Origin of the sequence: Flavobacterium sp. NPDC079362 (assembly GCF_050267765.1) — a bacterium.
In the GTDB taxonomy this organism is placed as follows: domain Bacteria; phylum Bacteroidota; class Bacteroidia; order Flavobacteriales; family Flavobacteriaceae; genus Flavobacterium; species Flavobacterium azizsancarii.
Genome location: NZ_JBNNFM010000031.1, coordinates 19757 through 38371, shown reverse-complemented (window position 1 = coordinate 38371; position 18615 = coordinate 19757). Strand labels below are relative to the sequence as shown.

12 protein-coding genes are annotated in these 18615 nt (G+C 32.3%); 1 reads left to right on the top strand and 11 read right to left on the bottom strand.

What is annotated here, in order from left to right; translation table 11 throughout:
* Positions 1–644: 644 nt before the first annotated feature.
* The 3 genes from ACQKCJ_RS20120 to ACQKCJ_RS20110 all read right to left on the bottom strand — a co-directional run bounded on the left by ACQKCJ_RS20120 (position 645) and on the right by ACQKCJ_RS20110 (position 6742).
* The gene (locus tag ACQKCJ_RS20120) at positions 645–5717 is read right to left on the bottom strand and encodes a DUF4132 domain-containing protein (protein WP_427402800.1); all 5073 of its coding nucleotides are present in this window, start codon (positions 5715–5717) and stop codon (positions 645–647) included.
* 142 nt (positions 5718–5859) lie between these two features.
* Positions 5860–6294: a hypothetical protein gene (locus ACQKCJ_RS20115; RefSeq protein WP_427402799.1), complete on the bottom strand. Its 435-nt coding sequence runs from the start codon at positions 6292–6294 to the stop codon at positions 5860–5862.
* 301 nt (positions 6295–6595) lie between these two features.
* Positions 6596–6742 (bottom strand): hypothetical protein, encoded by a 147-nt coding sequence (locus ACQKCJ_RS20110; RefSeq protein ID WP_427402798.1) that lies wholly within the window; start codon positions 6740–6742, stop codon positions 6596–6598.
* A 192-nt stretch (positions 6743–6934) separates the two neighbouring features.
* Between ACQKCJ_RS20110 and ACQKCJ_RS20105 the strand changes: the two genes are divergently transcribed.
* On the top strand, positions 6935–7336 hold the full coding sequence (locus tag ACQKCJ_RS20105) for a helix-turn-helix domain-containing protein (protein WP_427402797.1): 402 nt from the start codon (positions 6935–6937) through the stop codon (positions 7334–7336).
* A gap of 51 nt (positions 7337–7387) precedes the next feature.
* On the opposite strand, the gene ACQKCJ_RS20100 is transcribed toward ACQKCJ_RS20105, so the two are convergent.
* The 8 genes from ACQKCJ_RS20100 to ACQKCJ_RS20065 form a co-directional block, all read right to left on the bottom strand.
* Positions 7388–8446, bottom strand: a complete 1059-nt coding sequence (locus ACQKCJ_RS20100; RefSeq protein ID WP_427402796.1) for a nucleotidyltransferase domain-containing protein — start codon at positions 8444–8446, stop codon at positions 7388–7390.
* 7 nt (positions 8447–8453) lie between these two features.
* Complete coding sequence (locus tag ACQKCJ_RS20095) at positions 8454–11771, bottom strand: reverse transcriptase domain-containing protein (RefSeq protein ID WP_427402795.1); 3318 nt, start codon at positions 11769–11771, stop codon at positions 8454–8456.
* Between the two features lie 5 nt (positions 11772–11776).
* Entirely contained in the window at positions 11777–12526 is a 750-nt protein-coding gene (locus ACQKCJ_RS20090) for a nucleotidyltransferase domain-containing protein (protein WP_427402794.1), read from the bottom strand.
* 124 nt (positions 12527–12650) lie between these two features.
* Positions 12651–13451, bottom strand: coding sequence for a TatD family hydrolase (locus ACQKCJ_RS20085; protein WP_427402793.1), 801 nt, complete (start codon positions 13449–13451; stop codon positions 12651–12653).
* Positions 13452–13840: 389 nt separating this feature from the next.
* On the bottom strand, positions 13841–14740 hold the full coding sequence (locus ACQKCJ_RS20080) for an AAA family ATPase (protein WP_427402792.1): 900 nt from the start codon (positions 14738–14740) through the stop codon (positions 13841–13843).
* Between the two features lie 12 nt (positions 14741–14752).
* A complete protein-coding gene (locus tag ACQKCJ_RS20075; protein ID WP_427402791.1) occupies positions 14753–15937 on the bottom strand; it encodes a hypothetical protein in 1185 nt (394 codons plus the stop codon).
* A 2-nt stretch (positions 15938–15939) separates the two neighbouring features.
* Positions 15940–17217 carry a hypothetical protein gene (locus ACQKCJ_RS20070; RefSeq protein ID WP_427402790.1) on the bottom strand — a complete coding sequence of 426 codons (1278 nt, stop codon included), beginning with the start codon at positions 17215–17217 and terminating at the stop codon, positions 15940–15942.
* Positions 17218–17287: 70 nt separating this feature from the next.
* The gene (locus ACQKCJ_RS20065) at positions 17288–18304 is read right to left on the bottom strand and encodes an RNA ligase (protein ID WP_427402789.1); all 1017 of its coding nucleotides are present in this window, start codon (positions 18302–18304) and stop codon (positions 17288–17290) included.
* Between the last annotated feature and the right edge of the window lie 311 nt (positions 18305–18615).

Below are 18615 nucleotides of genomic sequence, written 5' to 3'. Positions count from 1 at the left end.
CCTAACAATCAAATAGTTACCTCTAAATAAAATCATAAAAATGGCTGTCCGCATAATTGTGCAGATATTTCATTTTATCAAATGACTGTCTATCATCAGATTACTTTTCAAGAGTATATTTTGTTATTTAGTATTATCATGTTACATTTGGTCAATTATTTTTTTGATTCTTTTTGTCAAAATTCTTTTTCCGTCATACTGAACGAATTATAAGAACATTTTCTGTCATAATGAGTATCCTAATTATCAAACTTAGACTTTGCTAAGTCAGACAAAAACAAAAAAAGCGCCCCGAAAAGGACGCTTTTATATATTTATGTTGAGTTTGTAACTACAATTTACACTTCAATTCATTAAAATACATATTCCATCCTGAACCTTTAGCCGGAACAAATCCTGCTAAACGATCGCTATATGCTATTGCCGATAGACTGATATATATGCTTTTCTTTTCCATTTCAGGTACAAATGTACGTGTTTTCAGGAATATAATTTAACATTTACATACAATAATCCTGAAATATTTATAATAGAGATAAAAATTTTAACCTAAATTTTCCCTTAAAAATCCCCTAGCTTTTTTGTATAAAAACAAAATCGCCCTCATATTCAGGGCGATTTTTATTTTTTGAGGTTTATAAATTTTAAGCGTAAGTTTTATCAATCTGACTTAAAATTGTTGGATCTTGTATTTCATTGTCTTTTGCAAACAACAATACTTTTGACATTACCTCAGCCGATTTTGGATCATCGTCTGCAAATGGCAAGAACAAACGTCCTCTATGTTGTGAGTGAATTGGCAGCACCGATAAATATTTACCAGGCATCTGATGTACTACTGCGCTTCCTAAATGTACACTATAATCTGCCAGTTGCCCTTTTATTATCGCATGATTTTCTTTAATCTCTACATTTTTAACTTTAAACAAGCGTAACGTTTCTCTCAATAAAACAGCTCTCATTTCGATTGAAGAATGACTGGCTTCAGGATCAACACCTCCAACATGGGCAACACTTACAACCAAATCAATGTCGCGCATTACTTCTGAGAAAATCCTTGGATTAACATCTTCAAATGCTATGTTTTTATAATCCTTTAGCGAATGAAATTCAATTGTTTCCAATGTTGGACTTTCTACATCTGCGGGAGAGAACCAGTCTGCCATCGCATACATTTTTACCTGATAGCCTTCTTTATGAAAAACTTTCTGTAATCCTTCTTCATAATCTACCTTCCATCCTCTGGTTTTTAATAAAGCCAAAGTCTGGTTGGGTTGTACCTGATGTCCAGCATAACGTCTTGAAACCGATTTCTCTTTTAATTCATCCGGAGTTGGAACATACAATTCCCTGAATACTTGTTTAAAAGGCTGTTGCAATTTATTGTCAAAACAATATGTTTGATAATCTGTCCAGACACTATTTTTATGAAGGTCATAACAATGCGCAATTCTAAAAGTCTGTTTTTCGTTGAGCGAGATCACTTCTCCTAAAGCAGTTACCAGATTTCCATCAATATAAAAACCAATTTTATCATCACTAGATATAAAAACTAATTTTTCAAGATGCTTCGAAATTATTGGATGCTCAAAAAGATTCTGCATTTCGGCATAAAGAAACTCATCACCACGAATCATGCTTTCTTCCAATCCTTTTCTCGAACGCGTCCATTGTTCGCGCATGGTTTTGCGATAATTGGTTAATTCCAGAATTGCTTTTTCTTTTTTATACTTCGCCGGAATTGCTTTTATTTCTTTATCGCCTTTAAAAGTTACTAAATCTGCTTTTCCTTCTTTATTAATCACAAGGCTTATTGTTACATCATCAAGAGTAACTTCTGTTTCTTTTGATAAAATATTCTGAACTTGCTTGGTTTCCATCGCCCAGGTTAAGCGAACCGGATCCGGATAACCTGCATTTCGGGCTAAATTTTCGAGCGCAACACGAATTGCCAAAGCTTCGCTGGCTTGCTTCATAGAACCAAATTCCTTGCTTTCTTTTTTAAACTGCTGCAAATATTCATAACGTGACAAAATATCTTTTTCAGGACTTGCTTTACTTAAAGGCACTAATCCGTAAACCCTTAAATAATCCTGATCTCTTTTGTCTTTTACTTTGGCTGTAACTTCCCTGATTTTCAAATCTCCTGTGATCGTATCTGCATATAATCGTGCACGTCTGTGTCCGTTTCCATCCGTTACATATTTGGCTGATTCGTATAAAAGTTCCCATTTGGCTTTGCCTAATTTTTTATAAGCAGATATAAACCAGTCTTTGTCAACTGCACCATCTTTGAAATCCTGCAAATCTATTGACGAAAATTTAGCCATTTCGCTTTCCAGTTCTGAATTTACTGCGCTGTAGCTTGCCGTTTTTGTATGCGCGTGAAACCACCAGATTCCTTCGTCTAAACCGTTCCAGTCTAAATAATTACTGATTAACTTTTGCCATTGCGGTGCGTAAATAGCGGTTTGAATTAACCTTTCTTCTGATATCTTCGCTTTTTTAATCGCTTCGTTAAAAACTTCCTGCGTATCTGAAGGCAACGGATAACATCTTTTTAATAAGTAACTGAACAACTTTTGTTTGGTTAACTCTGTATAACTCCACGAATAAATATAGCCTTTGTATAAACTCGATTTGCCCAACGCTACAAGCATTTCGACCAAACGGTTAATACCAAATATCTTTTGGAAACTCTGAACCAAATGTGTAACGGACGTATTCGAATCTCCCCTTTTTACTTCTACATCTAAGAATGTTTCGCGAATTTTATTTATCATCGGAACAAAAAATGGAAATGTCTTGATTAACTCATCGCTTCCAAAATGTCTGTAATGTTTTGCTTCGCCTGTTAAAACAGAGATTCTTTCGCTTTCTAAAACACCTTCATACAACTCTCCTTCTGTAATTAAGTTTTTATCAAATGCCGTAGCATAAAAGTAAATAGGCGGTTTAGTTAGCGATTTATTTCTTTCTAATCCGTTTAGTTGTCTCCATCTGTACAAATTCCAAATTTTATTATTTTGCTCCTCTGTTAAATCAACTAAACTGATTTTGTTCAGATAGATATCGAAAAAATTCTGATTTTGCCAGCCATTCCCCTGATCTGAATTATAGTAAAATTCATCTTTTGACGGTTTGTACTCAAATTCTAATACAGATTCCGGAAGATCAGCATACAAAGTGCTACACGCATCAATCAGAAAATCTGTTTTTTCTTTAAAGGTATATTTTAATTGCAAAGCGTTCAAAATACCCAAAATAGCATTATCCCAGTCGTAACCTCTTTTGTTTTGGTGCGGTAATAATTCTTTAAAATAAAAAATATGTTTCTCCAGAAAATCGCGCCATACTTTTCGGTCACAACTGCTGATAAGAGTTAGCAAAAATAAATCTCTTTCGGCTAAACCTGAATTTTCAAACCAGCCGGACCAAATCTCGTACAACGGATAATTGACCGCAGCTGCTTCCGGATCTTTTTCGTCTTTCAGGTTTTTTACGCTTCTAAAAGTATTTCCCAATAAAACAGTTGATTTACTATTGTCATAGTTTTCGATTTCATACTCGTAGTTTCGATTTTCTTCGTACAATTGATACAATTTCGAAATTTCGGTTTTAATATGCGACATTGGTTTTGAGAAACCATATTGTTCCGCTTTTATTGCTTTGGCATACAAAGAATCTGCATCGGGTTTTGGCAATGCATAAGCCGAAATTTCGTTTGGAGTATAAAAACCAAATCCGTTTTCGGCACTCAGAATGTTCTTCTTTTTTGATGGTTCTAACTGCTCTAGAAATTTAGTTTCTTTCTCGGTAATTTTTGGCCTTGCCGAATATTCTTTGACCCAATCATTTACTTTTTCAGTCAGTTTATTATTTTTCTGAAGCTGCAGCATCAAATCCAAAATAGACATGCGCTGTTCCAGATCGCCTTTTTCTAAAGTTTTATCTACAAAAGATGTTATTTTTTCATCTTCTTGTTTTAGTAAAATTGCTGTTAGGTTTTTCTTTAAATTAGAGTTTTTACGTTTGAATAATTCCTGAAAAACACCAAGTTCCTCTTCGGTTAAATTCAAATTGTTTAAAGTAGAAATAGCCGAAGCGACAAGAGATTCTCCTCTGTCTTTTAAAATTCGTAAGGCAAAATTTCTTTGAAAATCCGTAGGTGTCTTTTTTTCTTTGCCACTATTGCTTTTATAGCTGTAGAAAGAATAACAATAATGATCGCCTAAAATTTGTCTGGTTAGTTTCTCTCTTAAATTGATCGAAAATCCTTCGAAATGATTTAAAACACGCTCTAATCTTTCGTCATTATCACCAACCAGATTAATCGCAGCCGAATAAAGCGTATCTCTTTCGAACTTTATATTTAGCCATGAAAACACTTTGCCTTCAAACGTTTTTTCTTTTACGGTTAAAGTCTGCGCCAGATGGTATACTTTTTCGAAGAAATCAGGATAGTCTTCATTCTCAACATAAAACTTAGATTTTGCATTAGCATCCAGCATCGCATTCAATCTGGGAAGGGCAAATGCCAAAACTTGTAGGTTTTCGTCGTTTAAAGCTTTAAAATAAAGTGGCATTTCGATATATGGATCTTCGGTTTCTCCGGCAAATTTCAACGCCAGGGATTTTTTTTCAATAGAACCTTTATCCAGTAATTCATGCAGATACGGAACCGTTTTTTCTACATCAAAAACACCCTGAACCCAAAGCGCCATATAGGCTTCATTATTATTCTTACTTTGAATTCCGGCCGGAATTGTTTCCGGATTCGAGAAATAACCTGAAGCAAGCTGAATGATATTTCGAACCGTTGTTTCTTTTTCAGCATCCCAACCCAAACCGGTCCAGGTGTCTATTGAACGTACAACTGACGAAAAACGGGTTAGTTTATTATCAACAATCACCTTAATCATGTATTGCAAAGCGCCAATACTGGTTTCGTCAAGTGCTTCTAAAACCGTCTGGCGCAAACCTTCCTGACGTTGTGCTGCCAGCAATAATTTTTCGACCAGTTCCCAGCTTTCTTTTTTCTCGCTGTTTAAAAGTGCTTTGATAATGTTGCGCGAAACTTTTCCTCTTGGGTCTTTGTTGAAAATAATATCTTCGAACAATTGAAACAGATTTTCTTTATCTAAATCTATCGCTGCGGACCAAAGCATAAACTGATTGGTTGAATTCGAAATTTCGGCATCAAAACGAATTTGATCTTCGATACTCAAATCATAATAAAAGGTACTACTATCCTGATAATTATAAATTTGCGGGCTGTGAACTAAAGATCGTAAGAAGTTGACCTGATTTACAAGCAAATATTTTTTATTATTGGGAGCTCTAAAAGAACGTCTTGTGTAACCGTACTGATACATTTTTTGTGGCAGCCTGTTCCATGCTTCTTTTACATAAAGGGCATTTTCTTCTCCAAAAAAGTAAATCAGCAGATCGTAGTAATTTTTATCTTCCCAGATCTCGTCTTTTACCCATTTTTCGAATTCTTTGACTTCTGTCGAACCCAAAGAAACATAAGTACCATAATAATTGTCTTTCAGTTTTAATAACTGCAAACCAAATTCGGCAACTTCTTTTGTAAGCTTTGTTTTTAATAATAATTTAGAAACTATATTGCTGTTTACAACTTCTTCCAGTTGCTTTTTAAATCTCGTAATTGGATTTTCAATTATCTTACTCTTCAAGAGATCTTCGATCGTCATAATATTTCTATTTATAAGTTATGGTAAAAATTTTGGCTGTATACTGTAAATATAATCCAACGGTAAACTGCACAAACTGATTTTAATTTGATTTGACATTTTCATTGAAATTGTCATTGAAATTGTCATTGAATTTTGAAAACTACCAATAGCTTCCTGCTAAAAAGGTAAGTCTGATAAATGTGATGGATTTGTTTTGGGATAAATCGATTTCTTCCGTTAAAGTTTCGAGTTGGTCATCGCCATAAAAAATGGCGTATAAACCATCTTCAAAAGCTAGAATAGCATTTTCCTGTGCCGTAACAATATTTACTTTGTTGTGATTGTAAATAGCGCCAAAACCTACCTTGCCGGTATCTGTAAGAATTGGCAAATAGTTTTCTTTTGGCAGATGAATTGTGTCTTCATCTTCCCACTCAAATGATGCCGAATGAAACAATTCGACCTGATGTTTTACGATTAATTCTAAGAAATTACGAACAGAAAGGATTGAAGTAGTATTATCTAAACTGATGATTGTTTCCTGAAGTATAGGGTGCTTTTTCCCTAATTGCTTGACAGATATGGTAATATTCATTACTAAACAGTGGCTTAAATTAAAAGTTTCTAAATTAGTAAATAAAAAGCTACAGACAAGTTGAACTTTGATTTTTTAATAAAAAATTAACCGACATATAATATGTGCCAAATTTTAATTAATTTTTAGTCTGTTTTGTTAGTCTTTTTTTTGATTGAATTAATTTTGATTAATAATTTTCAGTTGAAGTGTTGAATTTTAGACGCGGATTATACGGATTCGCTTTCGCGAAAACGCGGATTTAGTCGGATTTTTGAATTATTGTTTTTAATGATTTTCGCTTAGCATAACTTTGTTTTTATTAGCGCTCTTTCTTCACTTTTAATGTACTTGCCTCTTTAAGTCGTTTTGCTTGCGCTCTTGCTTGTTCTAAAGTTACAGGTCTTTGTTTTGCAAGTATTTCCATGCCTAACTCAGCTCTTTCTTTAAATGTTAATTTACAATTCATACGTTTTTATATTTAGCCTACTAAATTACAAAACATTTATTATAGTCTTTACCTGTAAAATACTGTTCTAATTAAAGTAAGAAAAAGCATATATTTACAGACACAAAAAACAACGGAAATTGTATTTTACCAAATTGATCTTGTTTTTTACCGATGAGTATTTTTTTAAAGAATTTTAAATACCTTTGAATTATGAGCACAGCAACTAAACCAAAACACATTGGCAGAAATATTAGCCGAATCAGAGAGCTTCGTGGTATGAAACAAGAAGCGCTTGCAGAAGCAATTGGACTAAGTCAACAAACTGTTTCGAGTATTGAAACCAGCGAAACTGTCGATTTCGAAAAATTGGTACAAATTGCAAAAGTACTTGGTGTTACCATAGAAGCTATTGAAAATTTTACAGAAGAGTCTGTTTTTAATTTCTTTAATAACTTTTACGACAATAGTGCTAATAATGGTGCTCAAGGAAATACAACTAATAATCATTGTAATTTCAATCCTCTTGATAAAGTTGTGGAGCTTTATGAACGTTTGGTTCAGTCTGAAAAAGAAAAGGTTGAGTATTTAGAGAAGTTGATGAAAGAGAAATAGGATTTTCTTTTTCTTTATATATAAAATGCGCAATGGGAATTGCGCATTTTTTTATTGGTATAATTCTTCACGAATTTTAATTAAAGTTTGAATTACTTTTTCTTCATCTGGTTTTTCAGGTAAAGTTGAAGTTTGATAATGATTTTCGATTGAAATAATTAAATTATCTGCCATTTCGAGTAAATCATCGTATTCTTTATTTCCTGCTTTTATATCCAGTAATTCATCCCGATTAGAAACTCTAATATTTAATTTTCCTGTTGACAGAATTTGCTCAGCCGTTTGCAAAAGCCGGATCGTGTGCATCATGTTTTTGCTGTCGTAATTTTTTCCGTGTTGCTGATTGGTGTTGTAACGATCTTCGTTTCGTTTCTCGATCCAGGACCAATATTCAGTGTATTCTTTGCAATACTTAGAATATCCGTCCTGATTGCAGGATAAATAACCTATTAGCTTTTCGTTTTTAGGAATTGATGAAAGCGAAACTTCATTAGAATTTTCTTTTTGAATAATTCCTTTATAGCCTAAGCTTTTATCATCATCATAAAAAAACGCAAACATTCCTTTTGAATTTGGCAAATTAACCAAACCGCATTGTTCCTGCTTTAAATTATTTTCTGCTAAAAAACTATTTGCAGCAACAGTTTCGTAACCTTTCAAAACATAACAAAAATCCAAAAGGCTTTTCTTTTCCTTTGGCATTGGGTTTACAATTTTCTTGTTTAAACCTCTCGCCTTTTTGATTTGCGTTACGGCATATCCCGCAAAAGAATCTTTGCACAATTTAGACAGAAAATCTTCTATCTTCAATTTCTCCATCAACGGATGTTTGTACAAAATACAATCTTCCGGCGAGGCCAAAATTTCCAAAATATTAGGATTATTTTTTATTAGCAATTCTACAAAACGACCAATTTCATAATAAACCTCATCATTGGTTTCATTACTTATCTGCGGAATATAATCTAACCCAAAGAATTTTTCTTTTGGCAGATAATAAACGCCTTTGATATCAGTATCTGATGTTGGTGTGTTTAACCCAAAAGATTTACTTCCTGAAATAACTTCGAAAAGGATTAGGTTTTGGGATTTTAGGTTTTGGATGGTCATAATCTATCTATTGATTCTTTATTCTTTTAATAACTTCATTTAAAAGAAAATCGGGGGGTAACGGCTTAAATTCTTTACTTGGGTTTATAGAAGATTTTACTCGTTGAAAATCTCTTAGTTTCTTAATATCAATTTCTCCTACTAAAATTGCATCATTAATTCCTCCTTTCAATCGTAAAATATCTTTTACAGCAGTTTCTTTAGGCTGGGTGAGTCTTGTATCTCCAAAATTACTAGTATTTACTTGCGCAACATAACAATGTAAATCCCTTGAAGCCGACTCAACAATATTGGAAAAATAAGGTATATCTCTATTCCATTCGATTCCAATTAATAAATCTATTTTACTCTTTAATTGTTCCCGATGACTAATATTAGCCATTTCAAAACAATAACAAACAGAAAAATAGATGTTTCTCCAATTTGTAATTTGAATTTTTTGTTTACTCTTTGGCACTAATAAATGATTCTTATTTATCATCAATTCTTCACCCGGTGAATAATTTTTTTTCAATCTTAGCACTATTGTAGCATCCTTTATTCCATTTACTTCAACCGGAATAATAGATACAACGAAATTAAATGAAGTATTATTTATGGTAATATGTTCCAAACCTGAAACTAATAATGATTGATTATCTGACGAATATCTGGCTAAAGTTGATAACAAATTAAATGGAACAAAACATTCAGGAAATAATAAAATATCAGCACTCTCTTCTCTAGCTTTTTTTAATATTAAAGCTAGTTTATTGTATCTTTCAGAAGTTAAATTAGGACTTCCTAAAACGCTTTTCAAAATATTATCTTCTAATATTTCTGTATTTGCAAAGGATATTTTAGGTATTTCTATTTTATTTTCTTTATCTATTTCAAATTTATTATTATTTAAAAAACTATAAAACTTGCTTTTCAATTCTTCATAGCTTTCATAATCATTTGAGTGGTTTGTATTTCCTTCTAAATAATACTCAAACGCGACATCTAAATAATTCTGTTTGATTATTTTCTCAATTTCCTCATATTCAAAACTTTCATCATTAAAAACAGCTTCTTTTTCTGTTTTTTCAATATCAAATAATATATCTGTTTCTATATATCCTTCGTTGTTTGCACATAAATTTTTTATCTGACTAAACTTGTAAAATTGTTGAAATGAAGATGCAATACAACATTCCCAAAACCTAATTGGTCTTGGAGAATTTTTCAATAATTTTTCATCTATTTCATAGGATTCAATATGCAATTTCTTATCAACTAAATTGATTTTTCCTTTCTTGCTTTGCTTTGTATAATTTAACAATGGTATTACGACATAGTGATGTCGAATCATGTTTGCTTTTCTATATCTCTCTGCAATAAATGAATTTGGTTTAATAAAATCCAGTTCAGAAAAAAACATTGTGTAGATATTATTTTTAAAGTGATTGGATTTAAATTCATATTCCCTAGAAATTCCATCATTAGTATTTAAAAAGTCTAAATTGAGTGATAAGGAAACTTCGTGAGCACAAAAAAGATAATTAATCATTGTCCCTTTTAAATTTGAGACAATTATATCTGAATATTTATGATTTGATTCTATCTTATCTATTTGCTCCATACAATGAAATAGAAAATTCATATAATCTTTAGGTTGCTTATTAATTAATAAAAGTGTTAATATTTTTTCCCACAATTTATATAATGTTAGACAGTTTTCTCCTCTAAAAAATTTAATTATTTTATCTTGTTCTTCTTTAGAAATCATCTTTTGATTTCGCAAAGCAAAATTTATTTTGTGAGACAGATAAACTGATAACCCAAACCTATCTTCTTTATAATCTTTTAAAGTTTTTATCTTTCCATCTGTACCGTCATATTGTAAATAATATGCACTCTCTTCAAAATTATTAGAGTCATCTTGCTCATTCGGCATATCTCTAAATTCGCTTGATTTTTCTTTTAACTCCTTTTTAAGCTTATCAATCACGATACTCGATTCATCTTTATCAAAATAATGTAAAAGCGTTTTACTACTTTGAAAAAATAAAGATGGATATCCATTTACTTTAAATATTCTCTCCCTTGTATCATCACAAATACAATCTTCATTATTCTTTTTACGATGAAACGGATTATCTACAAGACTTACAATCTTATTAAAGTTATTCAAAATGTATAACTCAATTTCTGACAGATTGCTTTCATTAAATTTTACATTATAAAATTTCTTTTTAGTTTCATTAATATTTTTTTTGTAATTATTAAATGAAAAATTAAAATCTGAAAAAAAATTATTTTGTGTAAAACTTAGGGGATTTGGTTCGGACAAAACAATTAATATATCATCAACATATCTTCCGTAATAGGCAGGTTTATATTTTTCAATTATTACTTGATCAAATTCCTTTAAATAGTCATTCGCTAATACATAAGATGAGAGTAAGCCTATTGGTAAAATAACTTTAGTCATATTCCCTTTTGCATCCATTACTTCGTCTACAAAATCATATGGAAGTTCAAACTCATTCGTTATCTTTAATGTGTAGTCTTTGTGAATATTTAATAAAATCTCATTTAAATTATACTCTTTACTTGTAATGCCCAATTTCTTTCTTATGGGAAATTTACCAACTTCTACTCTAACAGAATAAAAATAATCTTTAATATCTAAATTTAAAAAAAGTGCATTTTTATCTTGTGATAACAAATCTTTAGCCACATCAACAGCACCATCACGCCACTTTTGATATTGTTTAAAATATGGCTTAAATAATGAACTCCCCTTTAATACATTGTCTTTATTTTTATTCAACAAGAGTCTGTTACCAACACATTCTGGTTGCAAATTAGAATCAATTTTAACGCCTTGACTAAGAATCCATAGAACCGATAGTATATGAATTTCAATAGAGGTATCAATAAAAGCAGTCGCCTTTTCTAAAGTATATTTTTCTTTGACTCTTTGATTTGATACGATTTTATTTTGAATATCATTTGCAACAAATACTTTTGGAAAAATTTTCACATCAACTTCGTTAATGTACTTTTGGAAAAAATCAGGTTCAATATGATAATTATTAAGCCTATCAGTTATAACCTTAAGTTTCATTTCTAAAGTAATTTTTCCTTTGTAATTAGAAATAAAATTCCCCTCCTCGTCTTTTATATAATTAGAATAATCTTTATTTCTATATATTTTAAACAGATTATCAGCTGCATTTGACAAGCCAGTTTCAAAAACAACTATTTTTTCTCTTAACAATAATTCGCCAGAATCATAATAAATGTAGGCTCTTAATTTATTATATGCCTCCGTTACTTGTTCAATTGAATACTCCATATATTTTATAATTTTATCATAGTTCTAAAAAACAAATCCAACTCCGCATTCATCTTCTTACCACTTCCCAACTTACTAGCATTTTCCTGATTAAAATGTACCGTTTCTAATAAAAAATCAGTTATTAAAACCTCTTTTGGATGTAAATACTTTTCATTTTGGTTGGCTTTTATTTCTTGTAATTCTATTATTTTATCTTGTATGTTTTGTGGTGCGATTGGCAATAAATCAGCAAAAGCAACGGGCGGAAACGAATTGTTCTCTATAATCCATTTTCCGGCTAAAGCGGTTCTTAAGGCGTAGAAATAACTTTTTAGTTTTACTTCTTCCATTTCGCAAACTTCCATGAAATTTTTTGTCGTTCCCAAGTAATGATGTAAAGTCGCTATTGGCGAAAAACATTCTACGGCTAAGTCCTGCATTTGTTTTGCAAAATCATTATTTGCATAATACACTACAGGCGAAAACAACCACTCGATCAAAGGTGCGTTAGATTTTGCTAATAACTTTACGGCTTTCCGTAAATCCCAACCAGAACCGTCAAGATCATCATCGGTCATGAATTCGATTACGTCTGGTTTTTCCCAAAGCGATAAGTAATAATCGGGTTCGTATTTGTATATAAAACGGATATCATAATCGCTGTCCGGAGAAGCAAATCCCCAGGCACGACTTCCTGATTCTACAGCAAAAAGTATTTCTACATTCTTGCTTTTTTCTATTTCTTGTAATTTTTTAAGTATTTTTTCTTTCATCGTTGGTTTCAAATATAAATAAACAAAAAGCCTTTAAACTCAGTAAATATACCTGATTTAAAAGCCTACAAATAAAAATATCTAACACAATACCTAACAGGTTTTTAAAACCTGTTAGGAAACGCTAAATTCCAAAAAAGTCTTTAGCATTTTTCGTCGTTTCCTCCGCAACTATAATTCCTGAAATCCCTTTAAACTGCGCCACAGTCGCCGCAACAAAAGGCAGAAAAGCAGGTTCGCAACGGCGTTCGTGGTATTTTTTCAGGAGATTATTAGTTACGTTTTTTGGGAGCATGAATGGCGCATCGGTTTCTATCATCATTCGGTCCAGCGGTACGTATTGAATCACTTCTTTTAAATGCTCAAAACGTTTACTGTCGGATATTGCTCCCGTAAAACCAAGGTAGAATCCGTTATCGAGATAGGTTTTGGCTTCTTGCAAACTTCCTGTAAAACAATGCACAACCGCTTTTGGCAATTGTGGCAAATAGTCTTTTGTAATCTCCATAAACTTATTAAAAGCGGCTCTTTCGTGCAGGAACAAAGGTTTCCTGACTTCAATCGCCAACTCTAATTGGGCTTTGTAACAGCTTTCCTGTACATTTCTGGGCGAAAAATCACGATCAAAATCCAGTCCGCACTCGCCTACTGAAACTACGTGTTTCTGTTTTAATAAATTTCTTAGTTTCGAGATGCTTTGCGCATCAAAACTCTTCGCATCATGCGGGTGAATTCCTGCCGTGGCATATAATATTCCGGGATATTCTTTTGCTATTTGAGCCGAAGCTTCGCTGTTTTTTACGCTTGTTCCGGTAAGTATCATTTGCGATACATCAGCATCTAAAGCGTTTTGTATGACATCGTCTATGTCGTTTTGGAATTGCTTATTGGTTAAATTAATTCCTATGTCTATGTATTGTTTCATTTTTTTGTTTTTTGCCATTAAGGCGCTAAGACACAAAGTTTTCTATTCTTTGGTCTGGCTATTATTATTTTTTAAGCGTAATATTTGTCATTTCGACCGAAGGGAGAAATCTCCGCGAGAAACTCTACAAAGATTGGACTCACGTTGCGGAGCTACTTGCGGAGATTTCTCCTCCGTCGAAATGACATACGGTGTGGAAAAACCTTTGCGAACCTTGCGTATCCCAAGGCTTCGGGATTGCGTCCTTTGCGGTTAAAATCAGCACAAAGTGTTAGACGCACTGCTGTGCGCCTCTACACTGAAAACTGAGACTGAGACTGACAACTAAAAAGTGCGTCTATACACTGAAAACTGCCACTGAGACTGAATACTAAATTAGAACCTCTCTTTTAAAAATCCCCATAATAAACCTGAAAGCAAGGCAATTTTAAGTCGTTTCTCCAGGTATCAACTACTTGATTTCTATCGTCAAGAACAAATTCTACAAAGTATTTATCTTTGATAGATTCATTATAGATTTCGGTTTTTATGATCGAATCTTTTCGGTTGTCTTGGGTTTTACGCATGATTAATTCATCGTATTCGATTTCGTGTTTATCGAGAAAACGCAATGTTGGTACTTTGTATCGGTCTTCTCTTCCTGAAACTAATAAGATTTGATATCCCAATTTCTTGTAATTTCTCAACACATTTGCCACCGGATTATTGATTTCGTCTTCATCACATTTGCTTGCATCAAAAGGATTTCTTCCGTTCATTAAAGCCAGGGTTCCGTCAAGATCACAAATTATGGCTTTAGGCAAATCCGGGTTTTGAGCGCAGTATTCAAGATTTTTATTCACTTTCTTTATTGGTTTAAAATCAAACTTTTCTTTTGTTTTTTGCAATTGATGGTACATATTTTCAATCACTTTTTTTGGCACTTTTCGGTCTCTTTTTTCGTTTCGGATAAAGAGTTCTTCAAGTGGCAAATCAAACACCTTGAATTCGATATTTGCCATTTCAGAGAAATCTTTAATAGGTTGTTTGATGTATTCCAGCTTTGCGTTGCAAGTATCCAGAATAACATTCCATCCATTAGAAAGTAAGGTTTTAATTTGTCCATTGATCACTTTCGAAATCATGCTTTCGAATGCCGGATCCATAACTTCCTGAAATTGCGAAAACCTGATTTCATCACGACTTATTCGCATCGTTTTTGGTTCAGTTCTCACTTTCCACTCGGCGAAAGTACTTTTCCCTGATGCCGGACAACCTGTAAGTATCGTTAATGTTGGTATCTTTTTCATTTTATTATCTTGTTATAATCTTGGATCTAATGTTTTTTCTATTTCCTCGTTGTTGATTCGCTTTAAAAGCAACAAACGCATCAAATAATTTTCTTCTTCTAAATCTTTATACGGAATCTGAAGCATTTTCTGATTGATTTCCCAACCGTTTATCGATTGTTCCATCTTCTTTTTTACATTTCTTTTTTCTAAATAATGATCAAAATCCTGATGAAAATTCACTCCGTAAATCATCGTTAGATAATTGTTGTTTCTAACTTTAAAACACGGTGGTAAATTTTTAATATAATTTTGAACCGGCTTAATCATGATTCCCTCTTCATTCTCATTGGTCAGTTTTTCGAAAAACGAATAAATTTCCTGTAACTTTTCTTCTTTATTTAAAGCGGTAATTTCTAATTGCAAAAAAGCATCATCATTTACCAGTTTATAAGTCAAATTGCTGTTTGGCAATACTTCGCCACCAGAAATATTTACAATTTTTAAAATCGTAAAAGGTTTAAAATGCAATTCGGCTTCGTTTCCAAAAGTATCAATTTGATTATGAAACACTTTCAATGATTCTTCCTGCTTGGTTACATCTGGTATTTTTACAGCGGCCAAGGCTTCGTATTGACGAACAATGTGTGCTTTATGTTTATTGTTGAATTCTTTTTTAGTCAGCTGTTTTTTATCTAAAATATATTCTGTAAATGTATCCGATTCTCTCACACTTATCAGTTTTTCAAGTAATCCCGAAGATTTCAAATACTCATTGTGCGTTTTTAAAGCATCATAATATCCTGTAAATTCTTTCTCGATTAATCCGGCTCCCAAAACTTTCCAAGGCAATAATTCTGAAGCGATCAAAATGGTTTCGAAATCAGGAAAAGCAATTTCCATTTTGGCATGCAGATCCTTCAAACTATGTATTGTTTTTTCTACATCGATATGATCCATTTTAAAACCATTTCTGGAAACAAAATAGGTTTCTTCAAGGTTTCTTTTCAAGTAAATCGTGCAATACGAACCCATGTATTTTTTTTGAACCACAAATTCAGATACTCCTTTTTCTATATAATAGTTTACAGCTTCTTCGATGCTTTCTATCTCATTTTTTGTCTTGCTTTTTGGCGCCGGAGAAATAGTTGGCGAAAAATCGTTTATCTTATTTTTGCAAAACCACTCTATTCTGTTTCTTACTTTATAGTCTAACATTTTTACTTTTTTTGAATGATTACTGCACTTGTTGGATAAACTCCTTTTACACAATCTCCTACTCCATAATACGTTTTAGAGTTTGGAAAAATTTCGTTGATTAATGTTCTAAATTCTGAATTTGAAAGTTCAAAATCGTGATCGTCATGTCTGAATTCATCAGTCATTTCATAATTTACATTAAAATCTTTATCTGGCGTTGTTACAAATAATTGTGTGAAATTGGTATTGTCCCTGATCCAGATTAACAATGCTTTTGCTTCTTCTAAAGAATTGTGCTCAATTACTTCGCTCAAAATAACCTGACCTTCAAAACCTTTTATTTCTTCTGGATTTTCAACCCAATGCAGGTTATCTGCATTTTCTATTGCTGTGATTTTATCTGCAATGTGTTTAAAATCAACTTCATCATATGCATGATATTCCTTGGTAAATCCTTTTTTAAGCAATAATTTATAATATTGTAATTCGCCACAACCAAAATCTAAAACCGTTTCATCAAAATTGATTTTACTGCAAATAAATTCTTTTCTGGATTGATGCGTGTCTGTAAAAACAAATTGAACTTCGTTATCAAAATAGGCTTCTAATTGTGGTTTGAACTTTTCGAATTGTACGGGAGAACGCATGATTCTTTTTATAAAAAGATAAAACACAAAATACGGAATGCCCGAAATATTGGTTAACATCGTGATATGCTTCTGAATAAAATAGTCATCAATAAAAGTATAAACGGCATATTTATTAGTAAAATGCGAAAACAAAGCAACAAGCGAAAATTTCTGTACCGCTTCTCTAACGGTTTTTCCTTCGATCTTTAATTCGTAATTATTGCCTATTTTATTATTGAGTGAAATTCCGCCAATGTATTTTGACAAAAGATACTTTTCGTTTTTGTACCAGCCTGAATCGATAAAAAAAGTAGCAACTTCGATAGTACATTTTTCTGTATCAATTTCATTATAGTTTTTGTCTAACCAGGAAATTGTTGTTTCACCCAAACTTTTATCTTCTTTGTACAAATGATTAAAAAATTCAGTTGATATGTTCAAAGCTAATAATGGACTGCAATAACTTTGAAAATCAATTTGATTTCCTTCTTCCGGCAAGTAACTGTTTTTTCCGTCCAGAAAAACACAATGATATTCACTACTAGAAATTACATTTCCTATGATAATTCCGTTTTTTAATTCTTTCAAATACAAACCTTGATCTGTATTTGGATTTTTATAAAGAACATCTAAAAAGTATTTATTCTCTGATTTAAGTTTTATAATCATTGTGTTTATTTTTGTTGGACAAATATAGCTTTGCCTCTGCGCAGTTATTTTGCGCAGTTAAATTAAAATTTTATTCTTCTTCTTTATTAAAGGGTTTTTCAAAACTCGGACGAATCATTTTCCAGATAATTTCTGAATATTCTCTGTTATCCAGCATCGCAAATAATACGCTCGCATATTTGCAAGTCAGGAAATACAAAGCTGTTTCTTTACGGGAATCTAAAACTTTGAAATCTTTCTTGCATTGATTCTCAATCATCACATATTGATTTTCCAGATCGCTTTTGGTTTGTTTTACCCAATCGAAAAATTCATCAGGAACACGTTCCAGGATTTCTTCCATAGATTGGTTTGTTTTTAGGTATTCCCAAATGTTCACATTAGAAACCTCAGTGATTATTCGGTGTAAACGAAGGTATTCTTCAAATTTAATTTTAACCCTGAAATTGTTCGCGTATTTGATGATGAAACCTTCTTTATTCGCAATATTCATTTCTTTTAAAGTCAGAATATCTTTTATTCCGTCATATTTTGCCACTACAGGAAAACCAATATCTTCAAGCGGAAATTCTTCTCCGGATTTTGTATCAACAATCGCTAATAAAACCAGTTCTTCTGAAGTACCGTAATCTAAAACAATTCGGTTTTGAGGATAAATAATTTCAAACAAATAGGTTTTACTTCTATCCAAAAGCGACCACGAATTTCGATATTTTCCGTGCAGCATTTCATTCGCTTTATCCGATTGATCGCTCGAAAAAGAGCCTCGACTGGCCATAAAAGGAACATCATTTATCCAATACAAAATTCCTAATGAACCGTCCATTTTATCATAAACCTGAAAAGTTGTATCCGGAAGAATTTGATTTTCGATTTCGCCTAAATTGAAAAACTTAGGAAAAGGTCTTGCGATCACATTTCCATTTTCATCAAGGATTAAACCTCTGCACGCTAATGTAACATCGTTCCAAATTCTCTCGAATTGAGCATTTTGAGTATAGTTATAAATATATAAATTATGCTTAGGGTGTTTGTTTACCTTGACATATTTTTTTGCAATCATTTCTTTTAAAAGCGTTGTATTCATTAGTTCTTTTCTTTGAACAAAGATTCAAAAGTTAGTACGCAGTTATTTTGCGTAGTTTTAAAAAGGTGCAGAGGCTCAAAGGGACATTGGTTTTATTTAAACAATGATTAATTGTACTGTTTGTCATTTCGACCGAAGAGAGAAATCACACTAGAAACTCTGTACAGTATGTCGCCAATCTTTGTAGAGTTACGCGTGTGATTTCTCTCCCGAAGCTTCGGGAGAGAAATGACAAACTGTGCGAAGACGCACTGCAGTGCGCCTCTACAACAAAACTATGTCCTTTTACGCCTTTGCGCCTCTGAACGTTA

Excerpts from the sequence above, each read along its gene's own strand:
- ACQKCJ_RS20120 (WP_427402800.1), bottom strand. The coding sequence starts at position 5,717 with ATGACGATCGAAGATCTCTTGAAGAGTAAGATAATTGAAAATCCAATT.
- ACQKCJ_RS20115 (WP_427402799.1), bottom strand. The coding sequence starts at position 6,294 with ATGAATATTACCATATCTGTCAAGCAATTAGGGAAAAAGCACCCTATA.
- ACQKCJ_RS20110 (WP_427402798.1), bottom strand. The coding sequence starts at position 6,742 with ATGAATTGTAAATTAACATTTAAAGAAAGAGCTGAGTTAGGCATGGAA.
- ACQKCJ_RS20105 (WP_427402797.1), top strand. The coding sequence starts at position 6,935 with ATGAGCACAGCAACTAAACCAAAACACATTGGCAGAAATATTAGCCGA.
- ACQKCJ_RS20100 (WP_427402796.1), bottom strand. The coding sequence starts at position 8,446 with ATGACCATCCAAAACCTAAAATCCCAAAACCTAATCCTTTTCGAAGTT.
- ACQKCJ_RS20095 (WP_427402795.1), bottom strand. The coding sequence starts at position 11,771 with ATGGAGTATTCAATTGAACAAGTAACGGAGGCATATAATAAATTAAGA.
- ACQKCJ_RS20090 (WP_427402794.1), bottom strand. The coding sequence starts at position 12,526 with ATGAAAGAAAAAATACTTAAAAAATTACAAGAAATAGAAAAAAGCAAG.
- ACQKCJ_RS20085 (WP_427402793.1), bottom strand. The coding sequence starts at position 13,451 with ATGAAACAATACATAGACATAGGAATTAATTTAACCAATAAGCAATTC.
- ACQKCJ_RS20080 (WP_427402792.1), bottom strand. The coding sequence starts at position 14,740 with ATGAAAAAGATACCAACATTAACGATACTTACAGGTTGTCCGGCATCA.
- ACQKCJ_RS20075 (WP_427402791.1), bottom strand. The coding sequence starts at position 15,937 with ATGTTAGACTATAAAGTAAGAAACAGAATAGAGTGGTTTTGCAAAAAT.
- ACQKCJ_RS20070 (WP_427402790.1), bottom strand. The coding sequence starts at position 17,217 with ATGATTATAAAACTTAAATCAGAGAATAAATACTTTTTAGATGTTCTT.
- ACQKCJ_RS20065 (WP_427402789.1), bottom strand. The coding sequence starts at position 18,304 with ATGAATACAACGCTTTTAAAAGAAATGATTGCAAAAAAATATGTCAAG.